This is a genomic window from Aerococcus sp. 1KP-2016 (assembly GCF_002252085.1).
Taxonomy (GTDB): Bacteria; Bacillota; Bacilli; order Lactobacillales; family Aerococcaceae; genus Aerococcus.
Map to the genome: position 1 here is coordinate 1 of NZ_NEEY01000028.1, position 25,675 is coordinate 25,675.

Sequence of the window (25,675 nt, forward strand, 5' to 3'; positions counted from 1 at the left end):
GATTGAAATATATCACGGAAACAGGTTAAAGGACTGAAAGTGTAGTTCCTTAGCCGTGAAATAGGATGAAATCGAGACCTTGGCTCGATTTCAAATTGAAAGACCTTGGCTTTCAATGGTCCCACGGTTCATAAGGAACGTACACTGTAAGGACGAAAAATCTATGATTTTAATCTTTTGTCCCAGCCTCATACTAAATGGGATTCGTGCAGTATTGGACTTTGCTTTGTGTTGCAAGCTCGTCCGTCCCAATCCAGCCTCCATATGAGATTTCTGTTCGGCAGTGCGAGTATTTGCTTTCAGCTTCCTTCAGATTCCACCTCACGGTGGACACCCTTGCCTTCAGCTAACGGTTCCTACTGCCAAGCCTGTAGTGGACTTTCACCACCAAGTTATCGCCCATGCTGGGCGCACAACAAAAAAGGCAAGGACGCCTGGTCCTTGCCTTTTCTAAAACTTAATCGTTGTATGAAACAACTAAATATCGATGTGGTTCATTACCCTCTGAATGTGTTGAGACATAAGAATATTTAGCTAATTGTGCATGAATAATCTTACGTTCAGTAGCTGGTAGTGGTTCTAAAACGACTGGACGTTTTGTCTTCGCCACTTGATCAGCTGTTTTACGGGCTAATCTGGTCAAAATTTCATGACGACGCTCACGATAATTGCCAACGTTCACGGTAACGCGAACATGTGGACGTACATGTTGGTGTGTCATCACTTGCGCCAGAGTTTCCAATGAATTAATGATTTTACCATGTTTACCGATAACCAGACCCTTCTTCTCAGTCTGAATGTTATAGATAATTTCACGGCCACGATCTTCAACATTTATCGTAGCATCAACCAAGTATGCCTTTAAGACATCAATGATATAACTTGCGACAAATTCGACATCACGGTAATCCGCATCAACCAAATCTTCTTCACTATCATTAGCCGTATGTGCTACGTCTGTTTTAAATGAATCTTCATCGTTATCAGATTCTATTACTTCACTAGTTTCAACAGGTGTTTCCATTGCCTCAAGGGGTGCTTCAACATTTTCGACAGAGGTTGTTTCTTCTGTTGCAGGTGCATGTAAAACTTCACTTGCCTCTACTTCTGGTTCAGCTACAACTGTTTCTTCAAGAACAATTGCTTCTTTTTGTACGATTTCTTCATTTACTTCATCTTCAATTGACGTTGTATGGCGGAAAGTAGAAAAATCTAACAATTCTTCACTCTCAACTGTGACGTCAGCTTCGTTATATTGTAATGCTACAATCGCATCTTTAGCGCCAATGCCTAAGAACCCTTTCTTAGGTTCTTGAATGACTTGAACTGTAACATCCTCACGCGTTAAATGAAGTAATTGCAAACCTTTTGCAACTGCAGCATCTACTGAAGTTGCTTCAAATTTCTCAGTTTTCAATACAAAAACCTCCTGCTATTTCTTCTTACCACTCGGATTACGTTTGGCTTTTTCTAAACGACGTTCCAATTCTCTTTCTTTACGCAATTGTTCTTCACGTGCTTCACGTTTTTTGTATGGGTTGCTCATGATAAGCGTTTGTACAATCGTGAAACCTGTTGAAGCTACCCAGTAAAGTGAGATAGCGGATGGTAGACCCACACCCATGATTAAAATCATGATTGGCATAGTCCATTGCATCATTGCCATAGACGCATTATTGCCAGCCGTATTAATAGTAGTCAAACGTGTATTATACCAAGTTAGGATAGCAGCAATAACCGGTATGATGAAATATGGATCTGGATTTCCTAATTGTAACCATAGGAAGTGACCTTCATTCAAAATTTCAGTTCTTGAGATGGCTTGATATAAAGCCATTAAGATTGGTAATTGAATTAACAATGGTAAACAACCAGCCCACATTGAGTAGTCATACTTCTCATTTAGCTTAGCTGTCTCTTCTTGTAATTTTTGTTGTGTTTCAGGGTCTTTTGATGCATATTTTTCTTGCAACTCTTTTAATTCGGGTTGCATCATTTGCATTTTTTCAGTGCTTTGTGTTTGATATTTGGTTAAAGGGATTAAAAGAACCCGAATAATCAAGGTAAAAACAATAATACCGATACCGTAGTTACCAAATAGTTCAGACAACCAAATGATAATACGTGAGAAATTATAAACAATGTAACGATCCCAAATACCTGTTGAGTTGGCATCAATCGGTGTAGTACCACAAGCTGCCAAAAAGATGACAGCACCCATTACGATAGCTAACATCTTCCACATTTTTTTACTTCGAATATTCAATTTTTACAAATCCTCCACGAATTCTACTATTCATGTGGTTATGCCTAAGATTTCGCATCATCTTCGTTTGGTCGGTAAATTTTTGCCAAAGAAAGCACATGAATCAAACTATTTTTCACTTCAGCTGTTGTCATTTCTGCAGCAGGCTTACGGGCAATAACGATAAAATCGTAGTTAGATTCAATTTGTGGCTTAAGTTCCGTAACACTTTGACGAATTTTTCGTTTCACTGCATTACGCATAACAGCGTTTCCAATTTTCTTACCAACAGAAATGCCAATTCGAAAATGGGCTTGCTCTTTCTTCAACTTATAGACCACAAATTGACGATTAGCGGTACTTTGACCACTATGAAATACGTTGCCAAAATCTTTTTCAGATTTTACTCTAAATGATTTACGCACGTAAGTTCGCCTCCTTAATAAAAAAAGACCACATGATTATGTGATCTTATGCAGAAACAACTTTTCTTCCTTTACGACGACGAGCTGCTAAAACACGACGGCCGTTTTTAGTACTCATACGTTTACGGAAGCCATGAACTTTTTGACGATGACGTTTTTTTGGTTGGTATGTTCTTTTCATTAGTTGCACCTCCTGTTAGGGTTATATCTTTCGTTTTTTAGTCAATACAAAACGACTGTAATATTATATACAATAAAAAGTCGAAATTCAATTTCAGATGCGAAATTCGCACTCGTAATCACTATTTTAGCATAATTATTGGGTCATCACAAGACTTTTTGTACAAACATTGGTTTTTTTGAAGACCATCTCTTCACTTCCCCTCTTATTTTACATGAAAGTAAGTCAACAATCAAAACATTCTCGATACATGAGTATAATTTTAGATTTTATTTTCACAAACTCATTTTTAAAATTTCACAAGCCATGTGAATCACAACGTGTTAAAATTTATTCACAAATGTGTACGAACTTTGTACAGGCCTGTTCACAAAGTAAATTTCTATATTTCCATCCACAGACTTTTGCCGGCACTTATTAACATATCCCCAGTTTTGCAAAACTTATCCCCACCTGTGGACAACTAGATAAGAAGTCTTATATATCAAGCTTTAAATCTAGTAAATTATGCACAGAAGATTTTTTATTAATTATTTTCACAGTTTTATTCACATCCTGTGGATAAAGTTTTCAAAAAGTTGGGATAAAATTTATTCACATCCTTAATTTTCTGTGGAAAACCTTATTTTTTCATGATATTATGTATTAGCTTTACGAATCTAATCCATTCGTCGATTTTTTATTTATATCTATATATATAGAAATTTATGCAGAATAAGGAGCTATGAATTATATGAGTGAATTGAACCAAATTTGGGATCATGTCACCAAATACTTCAAAGAAGAGTTGCCTAAAACAAGTTTCGACACCTGGATTAAAGACTTAGAACCCGTTGCTTTTGAGAATGACACCTTATATTTGCAAGCTATTTCCGCGCTGCATAAGGATCATATTGAAAAACATTATTCTATCCAAATTAGACAAGTATTATTTGAATACTTAAATCATGACGTGAATTTAATCGTGAGTTTGAAGACAGAAGCTACACCGTCTGCAAATCACATTCAAGTAAATGCTTCAGATAATAATGAAAACAATGGCTCTTACCTTTTAAATCCTAAATATACCTTTGATAATTTTGTCGTTGGTGAAGGCAACAAAATGGCTCATGCCGCTGCATTAGCCGTTGCTGAAGGACCCGGACGTGACTACAATCCCCTATTCTTCTTTGGTGGTGTAGGCTTAGGTAAAACACACTTGATGCAAGCAATTGGACATGAAGTATTACGGACCAATCCGAATGCCAAAATTAAATATGTCTCTAGTGAAACATTTACTAATGACTTCATTAATGCGATTCGAAAGAACACGACAGATGCCTTCCATAAAGAATATCGCTCAGTGGATATGTTATTAGTAGATGACATCCAATTTATTGGCAATAAACAATCAACTCAGGAAGAATTCTTCCATACATTTAATGAACTATATAACAACAATAAACATATCGTGTTAACCAGTGACCGTGATGCGAGCCAAATTCCAGAATTGGAAGATCGTCTGGTATCTCGCTTTAAACAAGGCCTTTCAACTGATATTACACCACCAGATTTGGAAACCCGGATTGCTATTTTACGTAACAAAGCCAACGTAAATGGCCTTCAAATTCCTGATGACACGCTATCTTATATAGCAGGTCAAATTGACTCAAATGTACGTGAATTAGAAGGTGCCCTAACCAGTGTACAAGCCTTTGCTGTAATGAATCAGGAAGACTTAACACCCAATACAGCAGCAAAAGCCCTTCGCAATTACAAACGTAATGTGAAGAGCAATTCGCCAAGTATTCCAAATATTCTAGATACAGTAGCACAATACTTTAACCTACAAGTATCCGATCTAAAAGGTAAAAAGCGTGTACGTCAAATTGTTGTACCACGCCAAATTGCCATGTATCTAAGCCGCGAACTAACAGACGCCTCGTTACCAAAAATTGGCCAAGAGTTCGGTGGCAAAGACCATACAACCGTGCTACATGCCTATGAAAAAATTAAAAAAGACATCGAAGAAAAAAGTGAAGTAGAACGTGATGTTGACAGCATTCGTAGACTATTAGAAAAATAATCGTAGAGATACGTCACTTGAAGTCGTTAATTGGATGACTTATGCTAAAATAGAGACTAGAAACAGAGGTTGTGGATAATTGTTCATAACCTCTCTGTTTTTCCACAAGATATACACATGTGGAAAAGTAATATCCGTCTAGTATTTGTTGAGTTATCAACAGGATTAACAAGGCCTATTACTACTACTATTTTTTTATTTATAATTCATTTTTATATAAGGAGCGCACACATGAAATTTTCAATTAATCGATCTGTATTCATTCAAAATTTAACAGACGTTCAAAGAGCAGTTAGTCCAAGAACTACTATTCCTGTTTTGACAGGTGTTAAAATTTCTGCAAAAGAAGAAGGTATTTACCTAACAGGTTCTGATGCAACAATTTCAATCGAAGCATTTATTGATGCAAAAGATGATGACAACAAACTAAAAATTGAAAATACTGGTGATATTGTTATACCATCTAGATTTTTAGGAGAAATTGTTAAAAAATTACCTTCTGATATCATGAATGTAGAAGTCATTGATAACTTCCAAACAGAAATCACATCAGATCGTGCATCATTTAAATTAAAAGGTGTTAATGGTAATGAATACCCACGCCTACCTGAAATTGATGCAAAACAAACGTACATATTACCAACAGATACTTTCAAACAAGTTGTCAACCAAACAATTATTTCCGTATCTAATCAAGAAATTCGTCCAATCTTCACAGGGATCCACTTTGAAATTGGTAATGATGAGCTAAAAGCAGTTGCAACCGACTCTCACCGTTTGAGTCAACGTATCATGCCATTAACCATGCCTGAAAATGCTGGTGATCAAGTATTAGATATCAACATTCCTGGTCGTTCATTACAAGAATTAATCCGTATCGTAGATAACAATGAAGATATCGAAATGATGGTAACTGATAATCAAGTGCTATTCAAAGCACGTAATATCTACCTATATTCACGTTTACTTGAAGGTAACTATCCAAATACAGATCGCTTATTACCAACAGAACATTCAACAACCATTGAAGTAGCTGCGAGCGAATTAGTAAATGCTGTTGAACGTGCCTTAATTTTGAGTCACGAAGGAAAGAATAATGTCGTTCGTTTAACAATTACAGCTGACGATATTGTATTATCAAGCCAATCTGCCGAAGTAGGTAATGTTGAAGAATCTATTAAGGTTGTCAAAGCTGAAGGTGACTCACTTGAAATCTCATTCAACCCTGATTACCTACGTGAAGCCTTGAAATCATTTGGACAACAAAATGTATCTATTGGATTCCAATCACCATCACATCCATTTACTTTATTGCCAAGTGATCAAACAGATAATTTTAATTTTGTTCAATTGATTACACCAATTCGTACACCAAGAGCATAATTTTGCACCAAAATGATACGAAATTACGAAACGATGAAGACCAAGTCCGAATGACCGGATTTGGTCTTTTTTTATGATCCTATACGAAAAATGAGCCGATTTTTGGCTTTTAAGGCGTATACGATATAAACATGGTATTCCCTAGACAATTTCAAAAAAATGAAATATAGGGCATTTATTTGCTAAATAGGCTAATTTAGCGTATAATTAAGGGGTATAAATGAAAGCTAAATCGTTGAATCTGCTTGAGCCGAAATGCACGACTCCAAAAAGTTAGAAGCGACGATTTATTTTTATGAATAGACAGCTTTTGAATGAAAATAGAACAAAGAAAACTTGAATGTGGGGTGAAACGATGGCTCAAGCAATTAAAATTGATAAAGAATACATTACCTTAAGTCAATTGTTGAAAATAGTTGGTGCAATTGGTACTGGTGGCGAAGCTAAATGGTATTTACAAGAAAATGATGTCATTATCGATGGTGAATACGACAATCGTCGTGGCCGTAAATTATATCCAGGTATGACGATTTCAGTACCTGAAGAAGGTGACTTTATCATCGAAAGCCATGAAACACATGGTGATGGTCATGCAGCTAACTGATATTCAGCTGAAAGATTTTAGAAACTATGACGACCTGGATGTTTCTTTTTCACCAGGTGTAAATGTCTTTATTGGTGAAAATGCCCAAGGAAAAACATCTCTTTTAGAGGCTATTTACATGCTATCTTTGGCGCGTAGTCACCGAACGTCAAATGAGAAGGATGCGATTCGTTGGCAACAAGAATTTGCCCGTATTGAAGGCAATGTTGCAACGAAGACCAATCCTCATTTACCACTTACTTTAACCATCAGTAAATCTGGTAAGCGTGCGAAGGTAAATCATTTGGATCAAAGTCGCATGAGTGACTACATTGGCAAATTGAATGTAGTCCTTTTTGCCCCAGAAGATTTAGAACTGATTAAGGGTGCACCTCAGCTTAGACGTAAATTTATTGACATGGAGCTCGGTCAGATGAGTCCAAAATATTTATATGAATCTGTACAGTATCATCACCTCTTGAAACAACGAAATGTATATTTAAAGCAATTATTGAATCATGAAAGTAAGGATCAAGTCTATTTAGATATCCTGACCGAACAATTAGCGACTTCAGCTACCCACGTGATTTATCAACGCCTACATTTTATTGATCAACTCGAGCATTTGGCGAAACCAATTCATGCGACCATCTCACATCAATTGGAGGAATTAACCTTGCGTTATCGCGCGCCAATTGACTTGACTATGGATATGACTGAAGATGCGATTTATGACCAGCTCATGGAAAAGTTTCAAGAACAAAAGGAACATGAACTACGACGTGGTGTCACCTTAGTTGGCCCTCATAGAGATGATTTGACCTTTAAAGTAAATGGTCGTGATGTTCAAAAATTTGGCTCACAAGGGCAACAAAGAACGACAGTGCTGAGTATGAAACTAGCGGAAATTGAATTGATGCACGAATTATTAGGTGAATATCCCATTTTATTATTGGATGATGTTTTAAGTGAATTAGATAATGAACGGCAAACACACCTTTTAAAGTCCATCCAATCCAAAGTACAAACCTTTCTAACGACGACAAGTCTGGAAGGGATTCAAAGAGAATTAATTGAAGAACCAAAGGTATTTAACATTGATGCGGGACAAATAGCCTAATAATGTCTGATAAAGCCTTATTAGACCAGACTACCCAAGTTAAGTGATAGGAGTGGAAACATGGCAAACAATGAAGAAAACGAAATGATGCAAAATCAAGCTGAAAATGAAGCTGAGATTACCGTCAGTGAAGAAGAAAAAAGAGCCAAACAACAAGAATTGGCCAAAAATTATGATGCCAGTCAAATCCAAGTGTTAGAAGGTTTAGAAGCCGTACGTAAACGTCCAGGTATGTATATAGGGTCAACATCTGCAAGTGGTTTACACCATTTAGTATGGGAAATCGTAGATAACTCAATTGATGAAGCCTTGGCAGGTTTTGCAGGTCATATTAAGGTGACCATCGAAGAAGATAACTCTATTACCGTTATTGATGATGGTCGTGGGATTCCAGTTGATATTCAAGCCAACACTGGCCGTTCTGCCCTAGAAACAGTTTTTACCGTCCTACATGCGGGTGGTAAATTTGGTGGTGGCGGTTATAAAGTTTCAGGTGGTTTACACGGGGTTGGGGCCTCAGTTGTAAATGCCCTTTCTGAGTGGTTACACGTATACGTCCATAAAAATGGTCGCGTTTACCACCAAGAATTCCATCAAGGTGCGATTGTCAAAGACGTTGAAGATATTGGCGAAACCGAAAAACATGGTACCGTCGTGCACTTTAAACCGGATGCTGAGATTTTCCAAGAAACAACTATTTTTGACTTTGAAATTTTAAATCGTCGTATTCGTGAGTTAGCCTTTTTAAATAAGGGTTTACGTATCTCTATTAACGATGCACGTACAGCGGATGACCGCACAGCTTCATATCACTATGAAGGTGGGATCAAAGAATATATTGGTTATATGAATAAAGACAAGGATGTCTTATTTGAAGAGCCAATATACTTAGAGGATGAACAAGACGGTATTGAAGTAGAAGTATCTCTTCAATATACTGACGGTTTCCATTCGAATATCTTGAGTTTTGCGAATAATATTCATACTTTTGAAGGTGGTACCCACGAATCAGGTGCTAAAACAGCCTTAACACGTGTCATTAACAACTATGCACGTAATCAAAAATTGATTAAAGAGAATGAAGACAACTTAACAGGTGAAGATGTTCGTGAAGGGATTACCTTAATCGTATCAGTTCGCCACCCTGACCCACAATTTGAAGGTCAAACTAAGATGAAATTGGGTAACTCTGAAGTGCGTACAATCACTGATAATTTGTTCGCAGCCCACTTTGAAAAATTCTTATTAGAAAATCCTGCAACTGCGCGTAAAATCGTAGAAAAAGGGACAATTGCTTCAAAAGCACGCTTGGCTGCCAAACGTGCCCGTGAAATGACACGTAAAAAATCAGGTTTAGAAATTTCCAACTTACCAGGGAAATTAGCCGATTGTTCAAGTAAGAACCCTGAAGAATCTGAATTGTTCATCGTAGAGGGGAATTCAGCCGGCGGTTCTGCAAAACAAGGTCGTTCACGTCATTTCCAAGCCATCTTACCTATCCGTGGTAAAATCTTGAACGTTGAAAAAGCTTCAATGGACCGTATTTTAGCCAACGAAGAAATTCGTTCTTTATTTACGGCTATGGGTACTGGTTGGCAAAATGATTTTGATATTACCAAAGCGCGTTACCACAAATTAGTCATCATGACCGATGCCGATGTCGATGGTGCACATATCCGTGCCCTTTTATTGACACTAATTTATCGTTACATGCGTCCAATTTTGGATGCAGGTTATGTGTATATCGCGGTACCGCCTTTATACCAAGTCCGTCAAGGTAAGAAAATTCAATATTTAGACTCTGATAAAGATTTAGAAGAATACCTAAAAACTATTCCAACAACGCCAAAACCAGCTATTCAACGTTATAAAGGGCTTGGTGAAATGGATGCGGAACAATTATGGGAAACAACAATGGACCCAGAAAACCGTACCTTGCTTCAAGTAACGGTTGATGACGCAGTCGAAGCCGATTTAATTATTAATATGTTGATGGGTGATCATGTAGAACCTAGACGTGAGTTCATTGAAGAAAATGCCACTTACGCCAACATTGATTTATAGAAAGAGGGAAAAGTTACATGAGTGAAGAAATAAAAAAACAATTCCCACAACGTGAGATATCCAAGGAAATGCGTACCTCATTCCTTGACTATGCCATGTCTGTTATTGTGGCACGTGCCCTACCAGATGTACGTGATGGGTTAAAACCAGTTCACCGTCGTATTTTGTACGGCATGAATGAACTAGGTGTAACCTCTGATAAACCTTTTAAGAAATCAGCACGTATTGTAGGGGACGTTATGGGTAAATACCATCCCCACGGTGACTCTGCCATCTATGAATCAATGGTTCGTATGGCTCAAGACTTCTCATACCGTTATATGCTTGTAGATGGACATGGTAACTTTGGTTCAGTCGATGGTGACCAAGCCGCTGCCATGCGTTATACCGAAGCGCGTATGAGTAAAATCGCCCATGAAATGGTGCGTGATATGAATAAAGATACCGTTAACTTTATTCCCAACTATGATGGTGAAGAACGTGAACCAGAGGTCTTACCTGCACGTTTTCCTAACTTGTTAGTGAATGGTACAACTGGTATCGCCGTTGGTATGACAACAAATATTCCAACACATAATCTTAGTGAGGTTATCGGCGCCATTAAAATTTTAATGCAAAATGCCGATGCAACAACTGCAGACCTAATGGAAGCACTACCTGGACCCGATTTCCCTACTGGCGGTATCGTCATTGGAAAATCAGGTATTCGTAAGGCTTATGAAACTGGAAAAGGAACAATCATCGTCCGTGCCAAATTAGACATTGAAACGATGTCTAATGGGAAAGAACGTATTATTGTTCATGAAATTCCGTATATGGTCAATAAAGCCAAATTGGTTGAACGTATTGCTGAATTAGCCAGAGACAAACGTATCGACGGTATTACGGCTGTACGTGACGAATCTGGTCGTGAAGGTATGCGTGTCGTGATTGAATGTCGTAAAGATGCCAGCGCATCTGTTATCGTCAACAATCTATACAAATACACACAATTACAAACAAACTTTGGTATTAATATGGTAGCCATCGTAAATGGTGTACCGCGTACCTTGAGTTTGAAAGAAATTTTAGAAAACTACCTACTTCACCAAGAAGAAGTTATCCGTCGCCGTTCGATTTTTGACAAGAAAAAAGCGGAAGCTAGAGCCCATATTCTAGAAGGTTTACAAATTGCTTTAGATCATATCGATGCAATTGTAAACATCTTACGTACTTCACGTTCGGGTGATGAAGCGAAGTCACGTTTCATTGAAGAATATAAATTATCTGATAAACAATCCCAAGCCATCCTAGATATGCGTTTGGTACGTTTAACAGGTTTGGAACGTGAAAAGATTGATAAAGAATATAACGAATTAATGGCGCAAATTGATTACTTAAATCAAGTCTTAGCGTCAGAAGCATTACGTTATCAAATTATCTACGATGAATTGGTTGAGATTGAAGGTAAATTTGGAGATGACCGTCGTACTGAGTTAATGGTCGGCGAAATCAACAATATTGAAGACGAAGATCTGATTGAAGAAACCAATGTTATCGTGACATTAACGAAAAATGGTTACATCAAACGTATGGGTGACGATGAATTTAGAGCCCAAAACCGTGGTGGTACAGGTGTAAAAGGGATGACAATGAACGATGATGATTTCATCGAAACCATGCTATCTACATCTACGCATGATATCGTCTTATTCTTTACCAACACAGGTCGTGTATTCCAATCTAAGGGTTATGAAATCCCTGAATTTGGTCGTACAGCCAAAGGTATCCCGGTTGTAAACTTATTGAACCTACAACAAGATGAAACCGTCCAAGCGATTATTAATGTGACCCCTATCAACGATGGTGAACAAGATGTAAATGAACATCTCTTATTCGTGACTAAAAATGGTACCGTAAAACGTACCAATGCCAGCGAATACTTCAATATTCGTAACAATGGCTTGATTGCATTAAAATTAGCCGAGGATGATGAATTAGTTGAGGTTATCCTAACAAGTGGTAATGACAACATTATCATCGCTTCTCGCAATGGTTATGCTGTCAGCTTCGCTGAAACAAATGTACGTAGCATGGGTCGTACCGCAACAGGTGTTCGCGGTATCCGTCTATCAGGTGATGACCGCGTGATTGGTATGTCCGTACTTGCCCCAGATGACAATGTACTTGTTGTAACTGAGAATGGTTATGGTAAACAAACCCCTGCTAGCGAATACGGCATTAAAAACCGTGGTGGTAAAGGTGTAAAAACCATCAACGTCACAGATAAGAACGGTGCCCTTGTCGGTTTAACTACTGTATCTGGTCCAGAAGATATTATGTTGATGACTAACCAAGGTGTAGCGATTCGCTTCCATGTTGCCAACATCTCACAAACAGGACGTGCCACACAAGGTGTTCGTTTAATCCGTCTAGCGGATGATGCTATTGTCTCTACGATCACTAAGGTTGAAGCCTTAGAAGAGCAAGATGACACAACAGATGCGAATGCTGACATTACTGGTGAAAACAACGAAACTACTGAAACAAATGCCGCCCCTTCTGAAGCAATGCAAGACCGGATGCAAGCTTTTGCAGATGATGTCTTAGCAGATGATGCTACAGAGGTTGACGACGATGATGACGCAGATTCGGATGAAATCTAATTGATAAACAATGAATAGTAAATATTTAATTGAAAAGGACTTGCAAATTACAATTGCAAGTCCTTTTTTTACCTTATTTTGTATTCAATTCAATGATTTTTAGTATGGTGTCTGTGGCTTTCTCCATGGCCTCTAAAGTTACAAATTCGTATTGGCCATGGAAGTTTTCTCCCCCAACGAATAGATTAGGTGTTGGTAGACCTAAATATGTAATTTTTGAACCATCTGTTCCACCTCTAAATGGTGTAATTATAGGTTCGATATCAAGTGAAAGCATTGCTTCTTCAGCCAAATTTACTGGAGTCATATCTTTTTTAATGATATCACCCATATTATAATACTGGTCATACATATTAATTGATATACGTTCTTCTTTGAACAATCCATTTAATTGATTTATTTTTTCTATAAAAAAATTTTTTCTTTCTTCAAATATTTCTTTGCTATGATCTCTTATGATATAAGTTGAAATAGCCTCATCAATATTGCCAGAAAACTGAGTTAACATGTAAAAACCTTCATAACCACGTGTATTTTCCGGTCGTTGATCTACTGGTAATAATGCGTGAAATTCAGCAGCTAATGAAAGGGCATTAACCATTTGATGATAGGCTGTACCAGGGTGAACGATGGAACCATGGAAAGTTAATTCGACTTGAGCTGCGTTAAATGTCTCCCATTCCATATGCCCAACTCGCCCACTGTCTAATGTATATGCAAAATCGGCATTAAAATCATGAACATCAAAATTATCAGCGCCTGTGCCAATTTCCTCATCTGGTCCGAAAGCAACTCTTATTGTTCCATGACTAAATTTAGGATGATTAATTAAATATTCAACAGCAGCTACGATTTCCGCGATTCCACTTTTATCATCAGAACCTAACAAGGTTGTCCCATCAGTAGTGATTAATGTTTCACCTACATAATCTTTTAGATTTGGGAATTCTGAAACACTCATCACGATGTTCTTTTTAGCATTTAGAATGATATCTTTACCATCGTAATTGGTATGAATTTGGGGTTTAATATTTTCAGCATTATAATCGGCGGTATCATAATGAGCAATAAAGCCAATTGTAGGCACTTTTGCAGAAATATTGTTAGGCACAGTTCCTGTTACAAAACCGTTATTTTCATTATATTTAACATCAGCTAGTCCAATTTTTTTTAATTGTATTGCTAAATTATGAGCAAAAATTACTTGAGATTCAGTTGTAGGAATACTGGTGCTCTTATGATTTGACCGAGTATTTTCTTTTGCATAAGCAATAAAATTTTCTAGTAAATGTGGATATTTCAAATAATCTTCCTTTCCAAATATACTATTCGGCTGCCACATAAGCATTTTTGAAACTATAACGTGAGCCAACAGAATTTCTAACGATACCTTCAAGTTGTGGATTCCATAAGAATGCTTCAGAACTGTGGAAAATTGGCGCAACACCAACTTCTTCCATGAAAATTGTTTCTGCATCATGTAAATTCGTAAATCTTTCTTCTAGATTATTGGCATTTTCCCCTTCCGCTAATGCTAAAAGATTATCAAAATCTTCATTAGCGTAGTTACCATAGTTAAAAGTAGTTGTTGAATCACCTTTATCAAGCATATTAACTGGATCAGGAATAATAGCGTTCCAGCCTGAAAGCATGATGTCGAAATCACCTTCTTTAGCTTGAGCTATTCTGTTATTTTTAGGAACAGCTTGAATTTCGATATTCACGCCATCAAGATTTTCCATTATGGCACCTTGAACGTATTCTGCAATTTGTCTATTTGTCTCTGTATCATCTACAAGGATTGTAAAATCAAATGAATCCATATTTAGCTCTTCTTTAGCAGTAGCTAAGGAAGATTGTGCTAATTCTAAATCATAAACTTGATAATCTGGTTGGTCTTCAGTGTAGTCTTTTTCTGTAGTAGGATCTTTCACAAAATTATCTGGAACAAAGCCTGTTGCTGATCTTGAACCATTGCCTAATAAGTTTTCTGTAACAACATCACGATCAATTACGGCCGAAATTGCAGTTCGAATATTTTTATTTGCTAAGAACTCATTATCAAAATTAAATTCTAAAGATGTTGTATTTGCTACATCTTCAATAACATATCGCTCATCTGTTTGGAATTGTTTAGCATATTCACCCGTTAATAGAGCATTATCTAATTGTCCACTTTCAAATAAATTAACAGCTGTGGCAGTTTCTTTAACTACTTGCATATGAATTTTGTCTAAGTAAACATTTTCAGCATCCCAGTAATCATCATTCGGAATATAATCCCATTCTTGATTACCACCCTGCCAATTTGCTAATTCAAACGGTCCATTGTAGACAGTATTTTCACTCGTAGTTCCGTATGCATCTCCTTGTTCTTCTACAAAAGATTGATTTTGAGGGAAAAAATATGGATTTGTAAGCATTTCAGGGAAATAAGAAATAGGTACGGTTAGACTAACTGTAAACTGTGTATCTGAAACTGCTTCAATGCCTAATTCTTCCACTTCAAGATTTCTATTAATGATTTCTTCAGCATTCACTATAGATGAAAACATGTAGGCATATGGGGCTGCAGATGCAGGATCAACCATTTTTTGCCAAGCATATACATAGTCATTAGCAGTAACAGGATCGCCGTTTGACCATATAGCATCTTCTCGCAAATTAAAAGTGTAAGTTAAACCATCATCAGAAACTTGATAATTACTAGCACCAGCAGGTTGTGCGATATTATTTTCATCTAATCTGAATAAACCTTCAAAATATTGATTACCTGCAGTTGTTGTTTGAATATCTTGCATCAAAGTTGAATCTGCAGTAGCTAATTCATTATTTGTGGAGAGTGTAATTTCTTGATCATCAGATAAAGTAATGCCACCACTTGTTTGTACTACTTCACTGGTACTAGTTTTAGAACTAGTAGACGTACATGCAGAAAGTGCAAATACAGCTGTTCCCAATAAAAACCAAACCTTTTTCATTTAATTCCTCCATTTTGTTTGAAATTCAAATTGCAACATTAAAATAAAATTAGAATATAATTATAATACTATTATTTTGAGGTTATTATGTCAAGTACATACTATATTTCGTTTTAAAATATTTAAAATGCATTTTAATCTTATTTATCCTTAACTGATGAGCTATCTATGAGCATATATATCATTACCAGAATGATATATTTACCTTGCTTTTTGATTGAATGTTTGATAACATATATTATTGTGAGTATTAATATACTCTCCTTGTTCTCAAAGGTATTGAGAGCCAATAGACCAAAAGGAGGTGCAAAAGTCTGATGAGTGAAAACACAACAAAATATGAAGTATTATACATTATTCGTCCTGATATGGAAGAAGCGTCTAAGAAAGCTTTGGTTGAACAATTCGATCAAATCTTAACTTCAAACGGTGTAACAATTAACGAATCTAAAGACTGGGCAAAACGTCGTCTTGCGTACGAAATCAACGATTATAAAGAAGGTATCTACCATCTAGTTGATATTGAAGCTGACGATGCGGAAGGAATCAATGAATTCGACCGTCTTGCCAAAATCAATGACAATATTTTACGTCATATGATTACAAAAATCGAAGACTAATTAACAATACATAATGCGTGAGAGAGGAGTTACTTCATGATTAATAATGTTGTACTGGTCGGCCGTTTAACTCGTGATGTCGATGTGCGTTTTACGCAAAGTGGTGTAGCCGTAGGTTCTTTCAGCATTGCTGTTGAGAGAAACTTTAAAAATGCCCAAGGTGAACGTGAAACAGATTTTATTAACTGTGTCATTTGGCGTAAAGCTGCAGAAAACTTTGCTCGCTTTACTCGTAAAGGTTCCCTTGTTGGTGTTGAAGGTAGCATTCAAACTCGTAATTACGAGAACAACCAAGGTCAACGCGTATACGTTACAGAAGTTTTGGTTGATAACTTTAGCTTATTAGAATCAAAATCTGTTACTGAATCTCGCCCAGCCTCTACAAATGATAATAGCGGCTTTGGTGGATACAATAACAATAATGCCAATAATAACAGCTATAACAATCAAGATGCTGATCCATTTGGTGGAAACAGCTTTAATCAAGACTCCTCTTCATTTACAACTGGTAACGATAATCCATTCCCTTCATCAAATGATGGCAGTGGTTCTATCAATGTTACCGATGATGACTTACCATTTTAATGGTATAAGAAAAGGAGGTTAACAATATGGCAGCACAACGCCGTGGTGGTGGCCGCAGACGCAAGAAAGTATGTTTCTTCTGCGCTAACCATATCGATCATGTAGACTACAAAGACACAGACTTATTGAAACGTTATATTTCTGAAAAAGGTAAAATTTTACCTCGTCGTGTAACAGGTACATGTGCAAAACACCAACGTACTTTAACAGCAGGAATCAAACGCGCTCGTATTATGGCTTTAATTCCATTTACAGCAGCTGACTAATTCCAGTAAAAAAACCATTTCATCTTTTGATGGAATGGTTTTTTTGTGTTTAAAAGGAATTTAATCCGTCGTAATTTCAATCAAATTCCCTTCAGGATCTTGAACCACGGATTCATAATAGCCATCACCAGTTGTTCGAGGACCAGATAATAGTGGATAACCAGCGGCTACTAATTGGCTTGTTTTTGCATCTACAGCCGCTTTGTCTCCTACTGCAAGGGCTATATGACCATAACCTAGCGCATCGGCTATACGGGGGCTTAAATGCTTTTTGTTGGTTAATTCTAATCGACTACCCTCATCAAAAGTTAAAAAGTATGAAGCAAATCTCGTTTTTGGATTTTTATACAGGTCCCCTGCTGTTGCTGCAAAATATGTTTCATAAAATGCACGCATGCTTTCTAAATCGTTCACCCATAAAGCAACATGTTCTATTTTCAAAGTAACACCCCTTTTATCTCATTTCGTTTTATCATAACAGAATACGTTTTCATAAACAGCAAAAGAAAAGACCAGGCAAGGTCGCCTGGTCTCTAGAACATTTGAATTTGCATATGTATTATTTCTATTTTGGAGGAAGAAATCATTCTATGCTAGAGCTTCAACATCTTTGATTGCTTGTTCGAATTTTTCACGTGTGATTTCATATGGTGAGAAAGTTAGGTCATCCATTGTCATTGCTTTATCTACTAATTTATCAATCTCTTCTTGTGTTGTGACACCTTGATCTGCTAATTTAGTTGGCAATTTGATTGATTCCATAAATGCTTTCATACGATCACGATATTCGAATTGTTCGTCCATCGTTAATAATAATAAAATACCATAAGATACAACTTCACCATGTAAGTGTTCATGGGCTTGAGGTAAAACAGTGTAACCATAGTAGTAAGCATGCGCCATGTTAGAATTGATGTCGTTATCTACCAATACGGATGCATAGGCTGATGCACCAATGATTTCCAGAATAACTTCTTCTAAGGCTGCATTTGCTTCTTTGTTTTTTACAGCTTCTAATGCTTTAGCACCAGCTTCCATCAATTTATCGTTGGTACCTTTTACCACATTTACACCTAAACGGTTTTCAAAACTTAAATCTCTACCACGAGAAGAGAAACTCGTTTCCACTTCCTTAGACATACAGTCACCAATACCAGCCCATAAGTACTCATATGGTGCTTCAGCGATAATTTGCGTATCGATGAAGGTATGATCAGCAGGCGCCTTTCTAAAAGCTAAACCGGCCATTTCGTGATTATCATGGTACATAACACATACTGCAGAAGTAGGTGCTGAAACAGATGCCAAAGTAGGAATGGTAAACAAAGGTTTGTCTAAATCACGCGCAACTACCTTAATTGTATCAATCGCACGCCCACCACCAACTGCAAAAATCATATCAGCATCTTGAACTTCCTTGATAGCCTTCATTCTCTCCACATTTGTGTAGGAAGCTTCCTTACCATATACTTGCACAGTAAGCACTTCTAGTGATGTTTTTTCTAGGGCAGCAGATAACTTTTCTTTACTAGCTGCTAAGGCCTTTTCGCCCCCTAGAATCGCAACAGTCGTACCAAACTGACTGCAATACTCTTCAATTGCATCGAAAGCATCAGTACCGATTGTTAAGCTAGGTAGGTTTACAGATAGAGACATATTTCGTTCCTTCTTTCTTCGTCATAAAAATGCTAGTTTGTATTTGGTCAATTATCTTAACGGTTGTCATACCCTACACCGAGATTGGTGATGGTCGAAGTCACCAATCTCTAGGGCTTTTCTAATAAAAATTAATCTTCGTCTACGTCTACGATCCATCCCTCAGGTGCTTCAACTTCACCGAATTGGATAGCAGTTAATTCTTTGTATAATGCTTGAGAAACAGGTCCAACTTCAGTTTCAGAATAGAATACATGACGATTATCTTTGTATGTAACAGAAGCTGCTGGAGAGATGATTGCCGCATTACCCATGGCACCAGCTTCAGCATATTTGTCGAATTCGTCAACTTTGATGTCGCCTTCTTCAACTTCTAAACCTAAGCGATTTTCAGCCAACCATAATAATGATTTTTTAGTGATTGAAGGTAATACAGTATCTGATTTAGGTGTTACAAATTTATTGGTATCTTTTTCAATTGCAAAGAAGTTTGCAGATGAGAATTCATCAACTTTTGTATGTGTTGCAGGGTCTAGGTATAAAACATCATCGTAACCAGCTTCTCTGATTTGTTTAGCTGTAGATAAAGTTGATGCATAGTTAGCAGTTGCTTTGATGTTACCAGTACCATCTGCAGCAACACGGTCATGATCATGATCGATGATGTAGTTGTGAGGTACTAAACCACCTTTATACAAAGGACCTACTGGCGAAACATAGATAGTAAATAAGTATTCTTCAGCAGCAGATACTTGGATGTGGTCACCGATACCTAATAACATTGGTCGGATAAACATTGCAGCACCATTATGTCCATATGGTGGAACATAATCACGGTTGGCTTTAACAACCTCTTTACATGCACGGACAAACTCTTCAACTGGTACTTCTGGCATTGCCATTCGACGTGCGCCTCGATTTAAACGTTCACCGAATTCCTCTGGACGGAATAAAACAACTTTACCGTCTTTTGTGCCGTAAGCTTTATTTCCTTCAAAAACACCTTGGCCGTAGTTAACAATAGGAGCAGCTTCTCGAATAGGTAATTGTGGATCAGTTTCTAACCCAGCCTTATACCATTCGCCATCTTTCCAATATGCCCGCCAACGGTAAGGTACCTCTGTGTAAGAAAAGTTTAATTCATCCAGTTTAATTTGTCAGTCATAAAAGCAGCTCCTTTAAAATTTTTTTATTAGGTAAAGAAAAAGGCCTCCCAATCAAGTAACTGAATGGGAGGCCTAAGTCCCATTCAGTTGTTCAACACGAATAGGACTTACGATTAATTATTAGTGTAACCACTAATTCGTAAAGTCCTTGTTATTAATGACAATAATCACTCGTGCTAATGTTTTCATGAGGCTACCTCTTTCGTTTTCTAATGTAAATTTAATATAACGCAATTAAAAATAGATTGCAAGACCAAAATGAAAAAAAGTTAATAAATTTCATTGTATAATTAAAATTATTTTAATAAAACAACAAAAAAGCCTTGATCCATTTTGATGGATCAAGGCTTTTCTATCGGATAATCGCTATTGCTCTCATCCTGTGAAGTTGAGTTCGGACCTCCAGAAAGCCCTGCGCTTCAGACTATATTGCGCCACACTGCGTGCGTCACTGCTATAGTCTTCCACCGGTGGCTTTCTGAGCGTCGGTCCTCACATCCTGTTAAGTTGAGTTCGAAAAAGCTGTCCCTTGCCCACTTCAGAATAGTTTGTGTCACATTGCATGTGCCATGGCACTATTCTTCCAGTGGTTAGGGCCATAGCACTTTTTCTCTCATCCTAAAGTTGAGTTCGCTTGGGCAGACAGGTCTCCACTTCAGAGATATTTGCAGCGAGTTTCACTCGCTACTGCATATCTCCTCCAGTGCTACCTGTCTAAACGCCCGCGCTCACATCCTAAAGTTGAGTTCGCAATAGCAACCCTCTTCCTGCTTCAGATGAACTAGTCGATGACTAGCGTCATCACCTTCATTCATCTTCCACCAGTTGAGGGCTGATCGCTATTGCTCTCATCCTGTTTTTATTCTGCTACGGGTGCGTCTGCTGTTAACTCAACTGTGTGCCATCCGAAGTCAGCCGGTGCATCATAACCAAAGTCATAGTGTTTCACACGGTTGTTAACTGGCATAACTTCTGTACGGAACAATGTTGGAATAACTGGAGCTTCTTCAGAGAAGTATTTTTGCCATTCGATAAATGTATTTTTTTGGAATTCAGCGTCAAAGGCTTCAGCACTAGTGAAGTCAGCCATGAATTGGTCATTTTCTTCAGTTGCCCAGCGCGGATAGTTAAATTCTGCATTACGGCCATATAGTCCATTTGGTGCAGGGTCAGATCCAGTACCCCAAGCTGCTTGATAAACATCGATTGCTTCATCATCAGCACCAACACGGTCATAGAAGCTGTTGAATTCAAGTAAACGACCATCAGTTAATTGAACGTCTAAACCAATTTCATTCCAAGATTGTAGGTAGTATTGAGCGATAGGCTCAGCAGTTTCCCCACCTTCCATAGAGGCGAAGTTGATGGTTAATTTTTCTCCGTCTGGATCTTCACGTAAACCATCGCCATCAGTATCAGCGTAGCCAGCATCATCTAATAATTGGTTGGCTTTGTCTGGGTCATAAGTATATCCAGGAACTTCTTCAGTTGTAGCGCCAAATGTACCAAATACTGGTGGAATTACCGTATTTGCATTTGAACGTAAACCATTGTAGAATCGTTTCGCTACAGCATCATTGTCAAGGGCATAACCCATTGCTTGACGTAATGATTTGTCAGCCATTTTGGCATTTTCATCTGGTACAACTTCCCCAGCGTCGGCATCCCATTTACCTAATTTAAATCCGATATAAGTGTAAGATAATTCGTCACGACCTAACAGAGCGTAGCCAGGAAGTTCTGCATAAGATTCGTATTGGTCTGTTGGCATAGATAATGCAATATCATATGTTGCATTTTCAAGTGCGGCAACAATTGAACTTGAAGGAACTACTTCTAAGACAACGTTATCTAACTTAGGCGTTCCTTGCCAGTAGTATTCATTGGCTTCAAATTCAACAGATTCACCAGGTGTAACTTTTGTAATACGGAACGGACCATCACCAACTGGTGTCGAACGAATTTTTTCAGAAGAAACTAAATCAGCAATTGCAACGTCACCTAAGTAGTGTTTAGGCATTGCGTATGACCAAACCCCACCACCATCTTGAAGCATTGATGGACCTACTTCTAGATACTCAATTTCAATTGTATAGTCATCTACTACGGTAATACCTGAAATAGTATCCGCTTCACCGTTGTGATACTCTTCCATACCTACGATATTCATAAATGTAGAATCATAACGAACCCCAGTATAGTCAGGAGAACCGATAACTTCATATGGGTAGACAACATCTTCTGCTGTTAAATCTTCACCATCAGACCATTTCAAGCCTTCTTTTAAAGTAATTGTCGCTTTTTTCGCTTCTTGGTCTAATGCTAAAGTAGCTTTACCTGAATCATCAATTTGGAAGTTTTCATCAGTACCAAATAATGAATCAAAGGCAAATTGCATAATTTTAGCATCATAAGCATCTTCATAGAATTCCCAAGAGAAAATACCTTGGAATGGTGTATCTGTTACCAAACCAACTTTTAATGTACCACCATCAATTGCATCTCCATCATTGTCAACGGTTGTTGAAAGTTCAGGTGCAACTGTTTCACCTTCAGTAGACGATGCATCTGAAGCGGATGACGAAGAATCTGCAGTTTCATCACTTGTTGTACCACAAGCAACTAAAGCTAGTGCAGCTGCGGCCGTTAATCCCAAAAGTTTATACCATTTCTTCATAATATTTTCCTCCTTAACCCCTAATGTCAAAATTGTAATTTTTTCACAAAAAAATAATTACCCTAATCGTTGTCTTGCATCTGCAGATCGTTTTAAAGCTTGACCTACATAGTTAATGCAAAGCATCAATACCAAAATAAGTAGTGATGCAGGCAGCCATACCCAAGTTTTATTTTCCAGAATATCTGGTGACTGCGCGTAGCTTACGAGTGTTCCCAAACTTGGTGTTGAGGTTGGTAAACCAAATCCTAAATAGGATAGGCCCGTTTCAATACCAATGTTTGCGGCGAAGTTTAAAGTTAAATTCACGATAATTAAGGAACTTAAATTAGGAAGTATCTCCTGAAATAAGATTTTGATAGCGGGTGTCCCCATTGTTTTGGAGGCACTAATATAATCTCGTCTACTTTCAGATAAGGCCTTGCTTCGGATTAACCGTGCTTGACCTACCCAATAGAAAGCACTCATTACCAAGATAAAAGTCCAAACATTATAGTCAGAAACTAAGGTAATGAAGACGATAATTAACATGGTAGTTGGTAATAACATGATGAAATCGATAATACGCATCAAAATGTCATCCACGATACCGCCGTAGTAACCAGCAATTAAACCAACTGTAATACCGACGATACTAGTAATGGCTGTGATGGCAAAACCAATCACAATAGAGTTTCTAGCCCCAATAATCAGTTGCCCAAAAATTGAGCGTCCACCGGAATCGGTTCCTAGAATGAAATCTTCACCGGGTGGCATATAAGAATCTAATAAGGAAATACGTAATACTTCATCTTGATCGATGACCATTGCCCCAATAAAAACACCAGCAACAATGAGTATCAATAAGATTAGACTGAATAAAGCCATTTTATCTTTTAAAAACTCACGCCAGATGACCCGGATGCCTAAAGGCGGGGTACTGGTCACTTCATTTGCAACAGCTTCTTGATCGGTTGTCTTTTTGAAATTTTCCATTTATATTCACTCCCTCCTTCATCTGCCTATTGAATCCTTATACGAGGATCTACGATAGTCATAATAATGTCAGAAAGTAGCGTACCTACTATAGTTGTAATACCAAACAATAATACTAAGGCAGTAATGACTGAATAGTCACGGCTATAAATGGATTGAATAAATAGTTGGCCCATTCCAGGATAGGCAAAGATTTGTTCAATGAAGACCGAACCACCAATTAAACCAGTAATTTCATAACCAAATGTTGAAGCGACTGGTAGAATAGAATTTCTGAAAATATGACGGTTATAAACCATATTTTCTGGCACACCTTTTGAGCGTGCAGTCTTTACATAATCTTGTTGTTTTGCATCAATGACTTCACTACGAAGATATTGAATAATCCCTGTTGTTCCTAGTAGTGCATAGGTAATCGCAGGTAAAATCATATGATAGATACGGTTCCAGTAATATGATAATGTACCCTCTGTTACGCCAGTACTTACAGAACCATTAGTTGGGAACCATTGTAATTCATAACCAAAGAACCAAACCATTAGTAAAGCAAGTACGAAGGTAGGAATTGCATATGAAATGAAATTATATAGTACAACCCCTTTATCAAAAGCTGAATTCGCATAACGTCCAGCCAAGATACCTAGTGGTAAGGCGATGATATACGTAAATATCAAGGATAAGAGTGATAAGAAGACTGTATTAATTGCACGGTCACCAATTAACGTAGCAACCGGAACCTTGTAGGTATATGACATACCAAAGTCCCCCTGCAGTGCATTTTTCAGCCAATTAAAATATTGAACAATGATAGGGTCATTCAACCCCGCACGTTCCCTTAGAGCTTCTATAGTAGAAGGATCCATTTCTGGTGTAATTAAACCGGTAAAAGGATCTCCAGGCATAAAACGAGCAACGATGAATACCAAGACACTTAAAATCAAAATCTGTGGGAGCATCAGGATGACCCGTCTTAAAATGGTTTTCCACATTTTAATTGCCCCCTTTCGTATTTGGATTTAAAGCGACTTCGTGGTTTTCTGCAAAATCAACTAAATCATATACACGATTATTTTCATCGTAAAATTCATTGGAAGTCTTCTGATATTTAGCGTCAATTGCTTGTCGTCGCGCTTTAATTTCATCACGTTTACTAGGATCCATTTCAGGAATAGCTGCTAAAAGTCGTTTTGTATAAATATGTTGTGGATTTTTAAAGATTTCTTTCTTACTACCACGTTCTACAAAACGCCCCTTATGCATAATTGCAATCTCATCAGCCATATGTTCTACAACCCCTAAATCATGAGAAATGAATAAGTAACTTAAGTTATATTCACTTTGTATGCGCTTCATAAAATTTAGAACCTGAGCCTGAACGGATAAGTCTAAGGCCGATGTTGGTTCGTCCGCAATGATTAGTTTTGGATTACTAGCAACTGCCCTGGCAACCCCTAAACGTTGACGTTGACCACCAGAGAACTCATGAGGATATTTGTATATGGTATCTTCATTCAAGCCAACAATTTCCAGTAACTCAATCACACGATGTTTGATTTCTTTATCGGAATAGTTGTAATAATTTCTCAGTGGCTCTGCAATGACATCTAAAATCCGTTTCTTTGGATTCAATGACATAGTAGAATCTTGGAAAATCATCTGCACATTTCGGTTATAATCACCGTATTTGCCATGTTTTTTCCGAGCTTTATTTGTCACATCTGTACCTTCGTAAATGACTTGGCCAGAAGTAATTTTCTCTAACCCAATAATGGCACGGCCAATGGTTGACTTACCAGAGCCCGATTCGCCAACAAGTCCATACGTCTTACCACTCTCAATCTCAAGATTAATACCATCTACGGCATAAACATTGTCCTGAATAGTGTTAAAAAAACCACCACGGATTGGATATGAATCTCTACCCGAAAACTGAACACTCAAAAAAAGAGTGTTGTTAGTTTTCGGGTTATTTTTATGCAATTTTTCGGTATACTTTATTTGCGTTATACAGAAGGGAGTGGGCATTTTGAGTAAAAAG

22 protein-coding genes are annotated in these 25,675 nt (G+C 37.6%); 9 read left to right on the forward strand and 13 right to left on the reverse strand.

All coding sequences use genetic code 11. From position 1 onward, the window contains the following. Positions 1-457: 457 nt before the first annotated feature. From jag to rpmH, 4 genes are read right to left on the reverse strand one after another with little or no spacing between them, the layout of a single operon-like run. Positions 458-1,417, reverse strand: coding sequence for an RNA-binding cell elongation regulator Jag/EloR (jag, locus tag B9P78_RS06195; RefSeq protein ID WP_094518625.1), 960 nt, complete (start codon positions 1,415-1,417; stop codon positions 458-460). Between the two features lie 15 nt (positions 1,418-1,432). Continuing rightward, positions 1,433-2,260, reverse strand: coding sequence for a membrane protein insertase YidC (gene yidC, locus B9P78_RS06200; protein ID WP_094518650.1), 828 nt, complete (start codon positions 2,258-2,260; stop codon positions 1,433-1,435). 50 nt (positions 2,261-2,310) lie between these two features. Next, a complete protein-coding gene (gene rnpA, locus B9P78_RS06205; protein ID WP_094518626.1) occupies positions 2,311-2,670 on the reverse strand; it encodes a ribonuclease P protein component in 360 nt (119 codons plus the stop codon). 46 nt (positions 2,671-2,716) lie between these two features. Then, positions 2,717-2,851, reverse strand: a complete 135-nt coding sequence (rpmH, locus tag B9P78_RS06210) for a 50S ribosomal protein L34 (protein ID WP_094518627.1) — start codon at positions 2,849-2,851, stop codon at positions 2,717-2,719. A gap of 733 nt (positions 2,852-3,584) precedes the next feature. On the opposite strand from rpmH, the gene dnaA reads away from it, so the two are divergent. The 6 genes from dnaA (at position 3,585) to gyrA (ending at position 12,711) form a co-directional block, all read left to right on the forward strand. Further along, positions 3,585-4,916 carry a chromosomal replication initiator protein DnaA gene (gene dnaA, locus B9P78_RS06215; RefSeq protein ID WP_094518628.1) on the forward strand — a complete coding sequence of 444 codons (1,332 nt, stop codon included), beginning with the start codon at positions 3,585-3,587 and terminating at the stop codon, positions 4,914-4,916. A 231-nt stretch (positions 4,917-5,147) separates the two neighbouring features. Next, complete coding sequence (gene dnaN, locus B9P78_RS06220; protein WP_094518629.1) at positions 5,148-6,299, forward strand: DNA polymerase III subunit beta; 1,152 nt, start codon at positions 5,148-5,150, stop codon at positions 6,297-6,299. 355 nt (positions 6,300-6,654) lie between these two features. Then, entirely contained in the window at positions 6,655-6,903 is a 249-nt protein-coding gene (gene yaaA / locus B9P78_RS06225) for a S4 domain-containing protein YaaA (protein ID WP_199445743.1), read from the forward strand. Then, positions 6,890-8,002, forward strand: coding sequence for a DNA replication/repair protein RecF (gene recF, locus B9P78_RS06230; protein ID WP_094518631.1), 1,113 nt, complete (start codon positions 6,890-6,892; stop codon positions 8,000-8,002). Before yaaA ends, recF begins: the two co-directional genes overlap by 14 nt. 84 nt (positions 8,003-8,086) lie before the next feature. Beyond that, on the forward strand, positions 8,087-10,066 hold the full coding sequence (gene gyrB / locus B9P78_RS06235; RefSeq protein ID WP_199445745.1) for a DNA topoisomerase (ATP-hydrolyzing) subunit B: 1,980 nt from the start codon (positions 8,087-8,089) through the stop codon (positions 10,064-10,066). Positions 10,067-10,083: 17 nt separating this feature from the next. Continuing rightward, entirely contained in the window at positions 10,084-12,711 is a 2,628-nt protein-coding gene (gene gyrA, locus B9P78_RS06240; protein ID WP_094518632.1) for a DNA gyrase subunit A, read from the forward strand. Positions 12,712-12,784: 73 nt separating this feature from the next. Here the strand turns inward: gyrA and pepT are convergent, their stop codons facing one another. Next, on the reverse strand, positions 12,785-14,053 hold the full coding sequence (gene pepT / locus B9P78_RS06245) for a peptidase T (protein WP_199445746.1): 1,269 nt from the start codon (positions 14,051-14,053) through the stop codon (positions 12,785-12,787). Then, the gene (locus B9P78_RS06250; RefSeq protein WP_094518635.1) at positions 14,037-15,692 is read right to left on the reverse strand and encodes a peptide ABC transporter substrate-binding protein; all 1,656 of its coding nucleotides are present in this window, start codon (positions 15,690-15,692) and stop codon (positions 14,037-14,039) included. Before B9P78_RS06250 ends, pepT begins: the two co-directional genes overlap by 17 nt. A 317-nt stretch (positions 15,693-16,009) precedes the next feature. Here B9P78_RS06250 and rpsF point away from each other — a divergent pair, with 317 nt between their 5' ends. The 3 genes from rpsF to rpsR are packed head-to-tail and all read left to right on the forward strand — an operon-like array spanning position 16,010 to position 17,163. Beyond that, complete coding sequence (gene rpsF, locus B9P78_RS06255; protein WP_070467755.1) at positions 16,010-16,312, forward strand: 30S ribosomal protein S6; 303 nt, start codon at positions 16,010-16,012, stop codon at positions 16,310-16,312. A 36-nt stretch (positions 16,313-16,348) separates the two neighbouring features. Continuing rightward, positions 16,349-16,897, forward strand: coding sequence for a single-stranded DNA-binding protein (gene ssb / locus B9P78_RS06260; RefSeq protein ID WP_094518637.1), 549 nt, complete (start codon positions 16,349-16,351; stop codon positions 16,895-16,897). A gap of 26 nt (positions 16,898-16,923) precedes the next feature. Then, positions 16,924-17,163 (forward strand): 30S ribosomal protein S18, encoded by a 240-nt coding sequence (rpsR, locus tag B9P78_RS06265; RefSeq protein WP_094518639.1) that lies wholly within the window; start codon positions 16,924-16,926, stop codon positions 17,161-17,163. Positions 17,164-17,223: 60 nt separating this feature from the next. Here rpsR and B9P78_RS06270 read toward each other — a convergent pair whose 3' ends face one another. From B9P78_RS06270 to B9P78_RS06300, 7 genes are all read right to left on the reverse strand, one after another. Continuing rightward, positions 17,224-17,604 (reverse strand): VOC family protein, encoded by a 381-nt coding sequence (locus tag B9P78_RS06270; RefSeq protein ID WP_094518641.1) that lies wholly within the window; start codon positions 17,602-17,604, stop codon positions 17,224-17,226. 147 nt (positions 17,605-17,751) lie between these two features. Further along, the gene (locus tag B9P78_RS06275; RefSeq protein WP_094518643.1) at positions 17,752-18,819 is read right to left on the reverse strand and encodes an iron-containing alcohol dehydrogenase family protein; all 1,068 of its coding nucleotides are present in this window, start codon (positions 18,817-18,819) and stop codon (positions 17,752-17,754) included. Positions 18,820-18,950: 131 nt separating this feature from the next. After that, positions 18,951-19,973, reverse strand: a complete 1,023-nt coding sequence (locus tag B9P78_RS06280; protein ID WP_148138586.1) for a branched-chain amino acid aminotransferase — start codon at positions 19,971-19,973, stop codon at positions 18,951-18,953. An 871-nt stretch (positions 19,974-20,844) separates the two neighbouring features. Next, positions 20,845-22,662 (reverse strand): oligopeptide ABC transporter substrate-binding protein, encoded by a 1,818-nt coding sequence (opp4A, locus tag B9P78_RS06285; protein ID WP_094518645.1) that lies wholly within the window; start codon positions 22,660-22,662, stop codon positions 20,845-20,847. A 57-nt stretch (positions 22,663-22,719) separates the two neighbouring features. Next, a complete protein-coding gene (locus B9P78_RS06290; protein WP_094518646.1) occupies positions 22,720-23,637 on the reverse strand; it encodes an ABC transporter permease in 918 nt (305 codons plus the stop codon). Between the two features lie 26 nt (positions 23,638-23,663). Further along, positions 23,664-24,626, reverse strand: a complete 963-nt coding sequence (opp4B, locus tag B9P78_RS06295; RefSeq protein ID WP_094518648.1) for an oligopeptide ABC transporter permease — start codon at positions 24,624-24,626, stop codon at positions 23,664-23,666. Position 24,627: 1 nt separating this feature from the next. After that, positions 24,628-25,662, reverse strand: coding sequence for an ATP-binding cassette domain-containing protein (locus B9P78_RS06300; RefSeq protein ID WP_094518649.1), 1,035 nt, complete (start codon positions 25,660-25,662; stop codon positions 24,628-24,630). Positions 25,663-25,675 lie beyond the last annotated feature (13 nt).

Coding starts and splice junctions, on each gene's coding strand:
- rpmH (WP_094518627.1), bottom strand. CDS start 2,851: ATGAAAAGAACATACCAACCAAAAAAACGTCATCGTCAAAAAGTTCAT.
- dnaA (WP_094518628.1), top strand. CDS start 3,585: ATGAGTGAATTGAACCAAATTTGGGATCATGTCACCAAATACTTCAAA.
- dnaN (WP_094518629.1), top strand. CDS start 5,148: ATGAAATTTTCAATTAATCGATCTGTATTCATTCAAAATTTAACAGAC.
- yaaA (WP_199445743.1), top strand. CDS start 6,655: ATGGCTCAAGCAATTAAAATTGATAAAGAATACATTACCTTAAGTCAA.
- recF (WP_094518631.1), top strand. CDS start 6,890: ATGCAGCTAACTGATATTCAGCTGAAAGATTTTAGAAACTATGACGAC.
- gyrB (WP_199445745.1), top strand. CDS start 8,087: ATGATGCAAAATCAAGCTGAAAATGAAGCTGAGATTACCGTCAGTGAA.
- gyrA (WP_094518632.1), top strand. CDS start 10,084: ATGAGTGAAGAAATAAAAAAACAATTCCCACAACGTGAGATATCCAAG.
- pepT (WP_199445746.1), bottom strand. CDS start 14,053: ATGTGGCAGCCGAATAGTATATTTGGAAAGGAAGATTATTTGAAATAT.
- B9P78_RS06250 (WP_094518635.1), bottom strand. CDS start 15,692: ATGAAAAAGGTTTGGTTTTTATTGGGAACAGCTGTATTTGCACTTTCT.
- rpsF (WP_070467755.1), top strand. CDS start 16,010: ATGAGTGAAAACACAACAAAATATGAAGTATTATACATTATTCGTCCT.
- ssb (WP_094518637.1), top strand. CDS start 16,349: ATGATTAATAATGTTGTACTGGTCGGCCGTTTAACTCGTGATGTCGAT.
- rpsR (WP_094518639.1), top strand. CDS start 16,924: ATGGCAGCACAACGCCGTGGTGGTGGCCGCAGACGCAAGAAAGTATGT.
- B9P78_RS06275 (WP_094518643.1), bottom strand. CDS start 18,819: ATGTCTCTATCTGTAAACCTACCTAGCTTAACAATCGGTACTGATGCT.
- opp4A (WP_094518645.1), bottom strand. CDS start 22,662: ATGAAGAAATGGTATAAACTTTTGGGATTAACGGCCGCAGCTGCACTA.
- B9P78_RS06290 (WP_094518646.1), bottom strand. CDS start 23,637: ATGGAAAATTTCAAAAAGACAACCGATCAAGAAGCTGTTGCAAATGAA.
- opp4B (WP_094518648.1), bottom strand. CDS start 24,626: ATGTGGAAAACCATTTTAAGACGGGTCATCCTGATGCTCCCACAGATT.
- B9P78_RS06300 (WP_094518649.1), bottom strand. CDS start 25,662: ATGCCCACTCCCTTCTGTATAACGCAAATAAAGTATACCGAAAAATTG.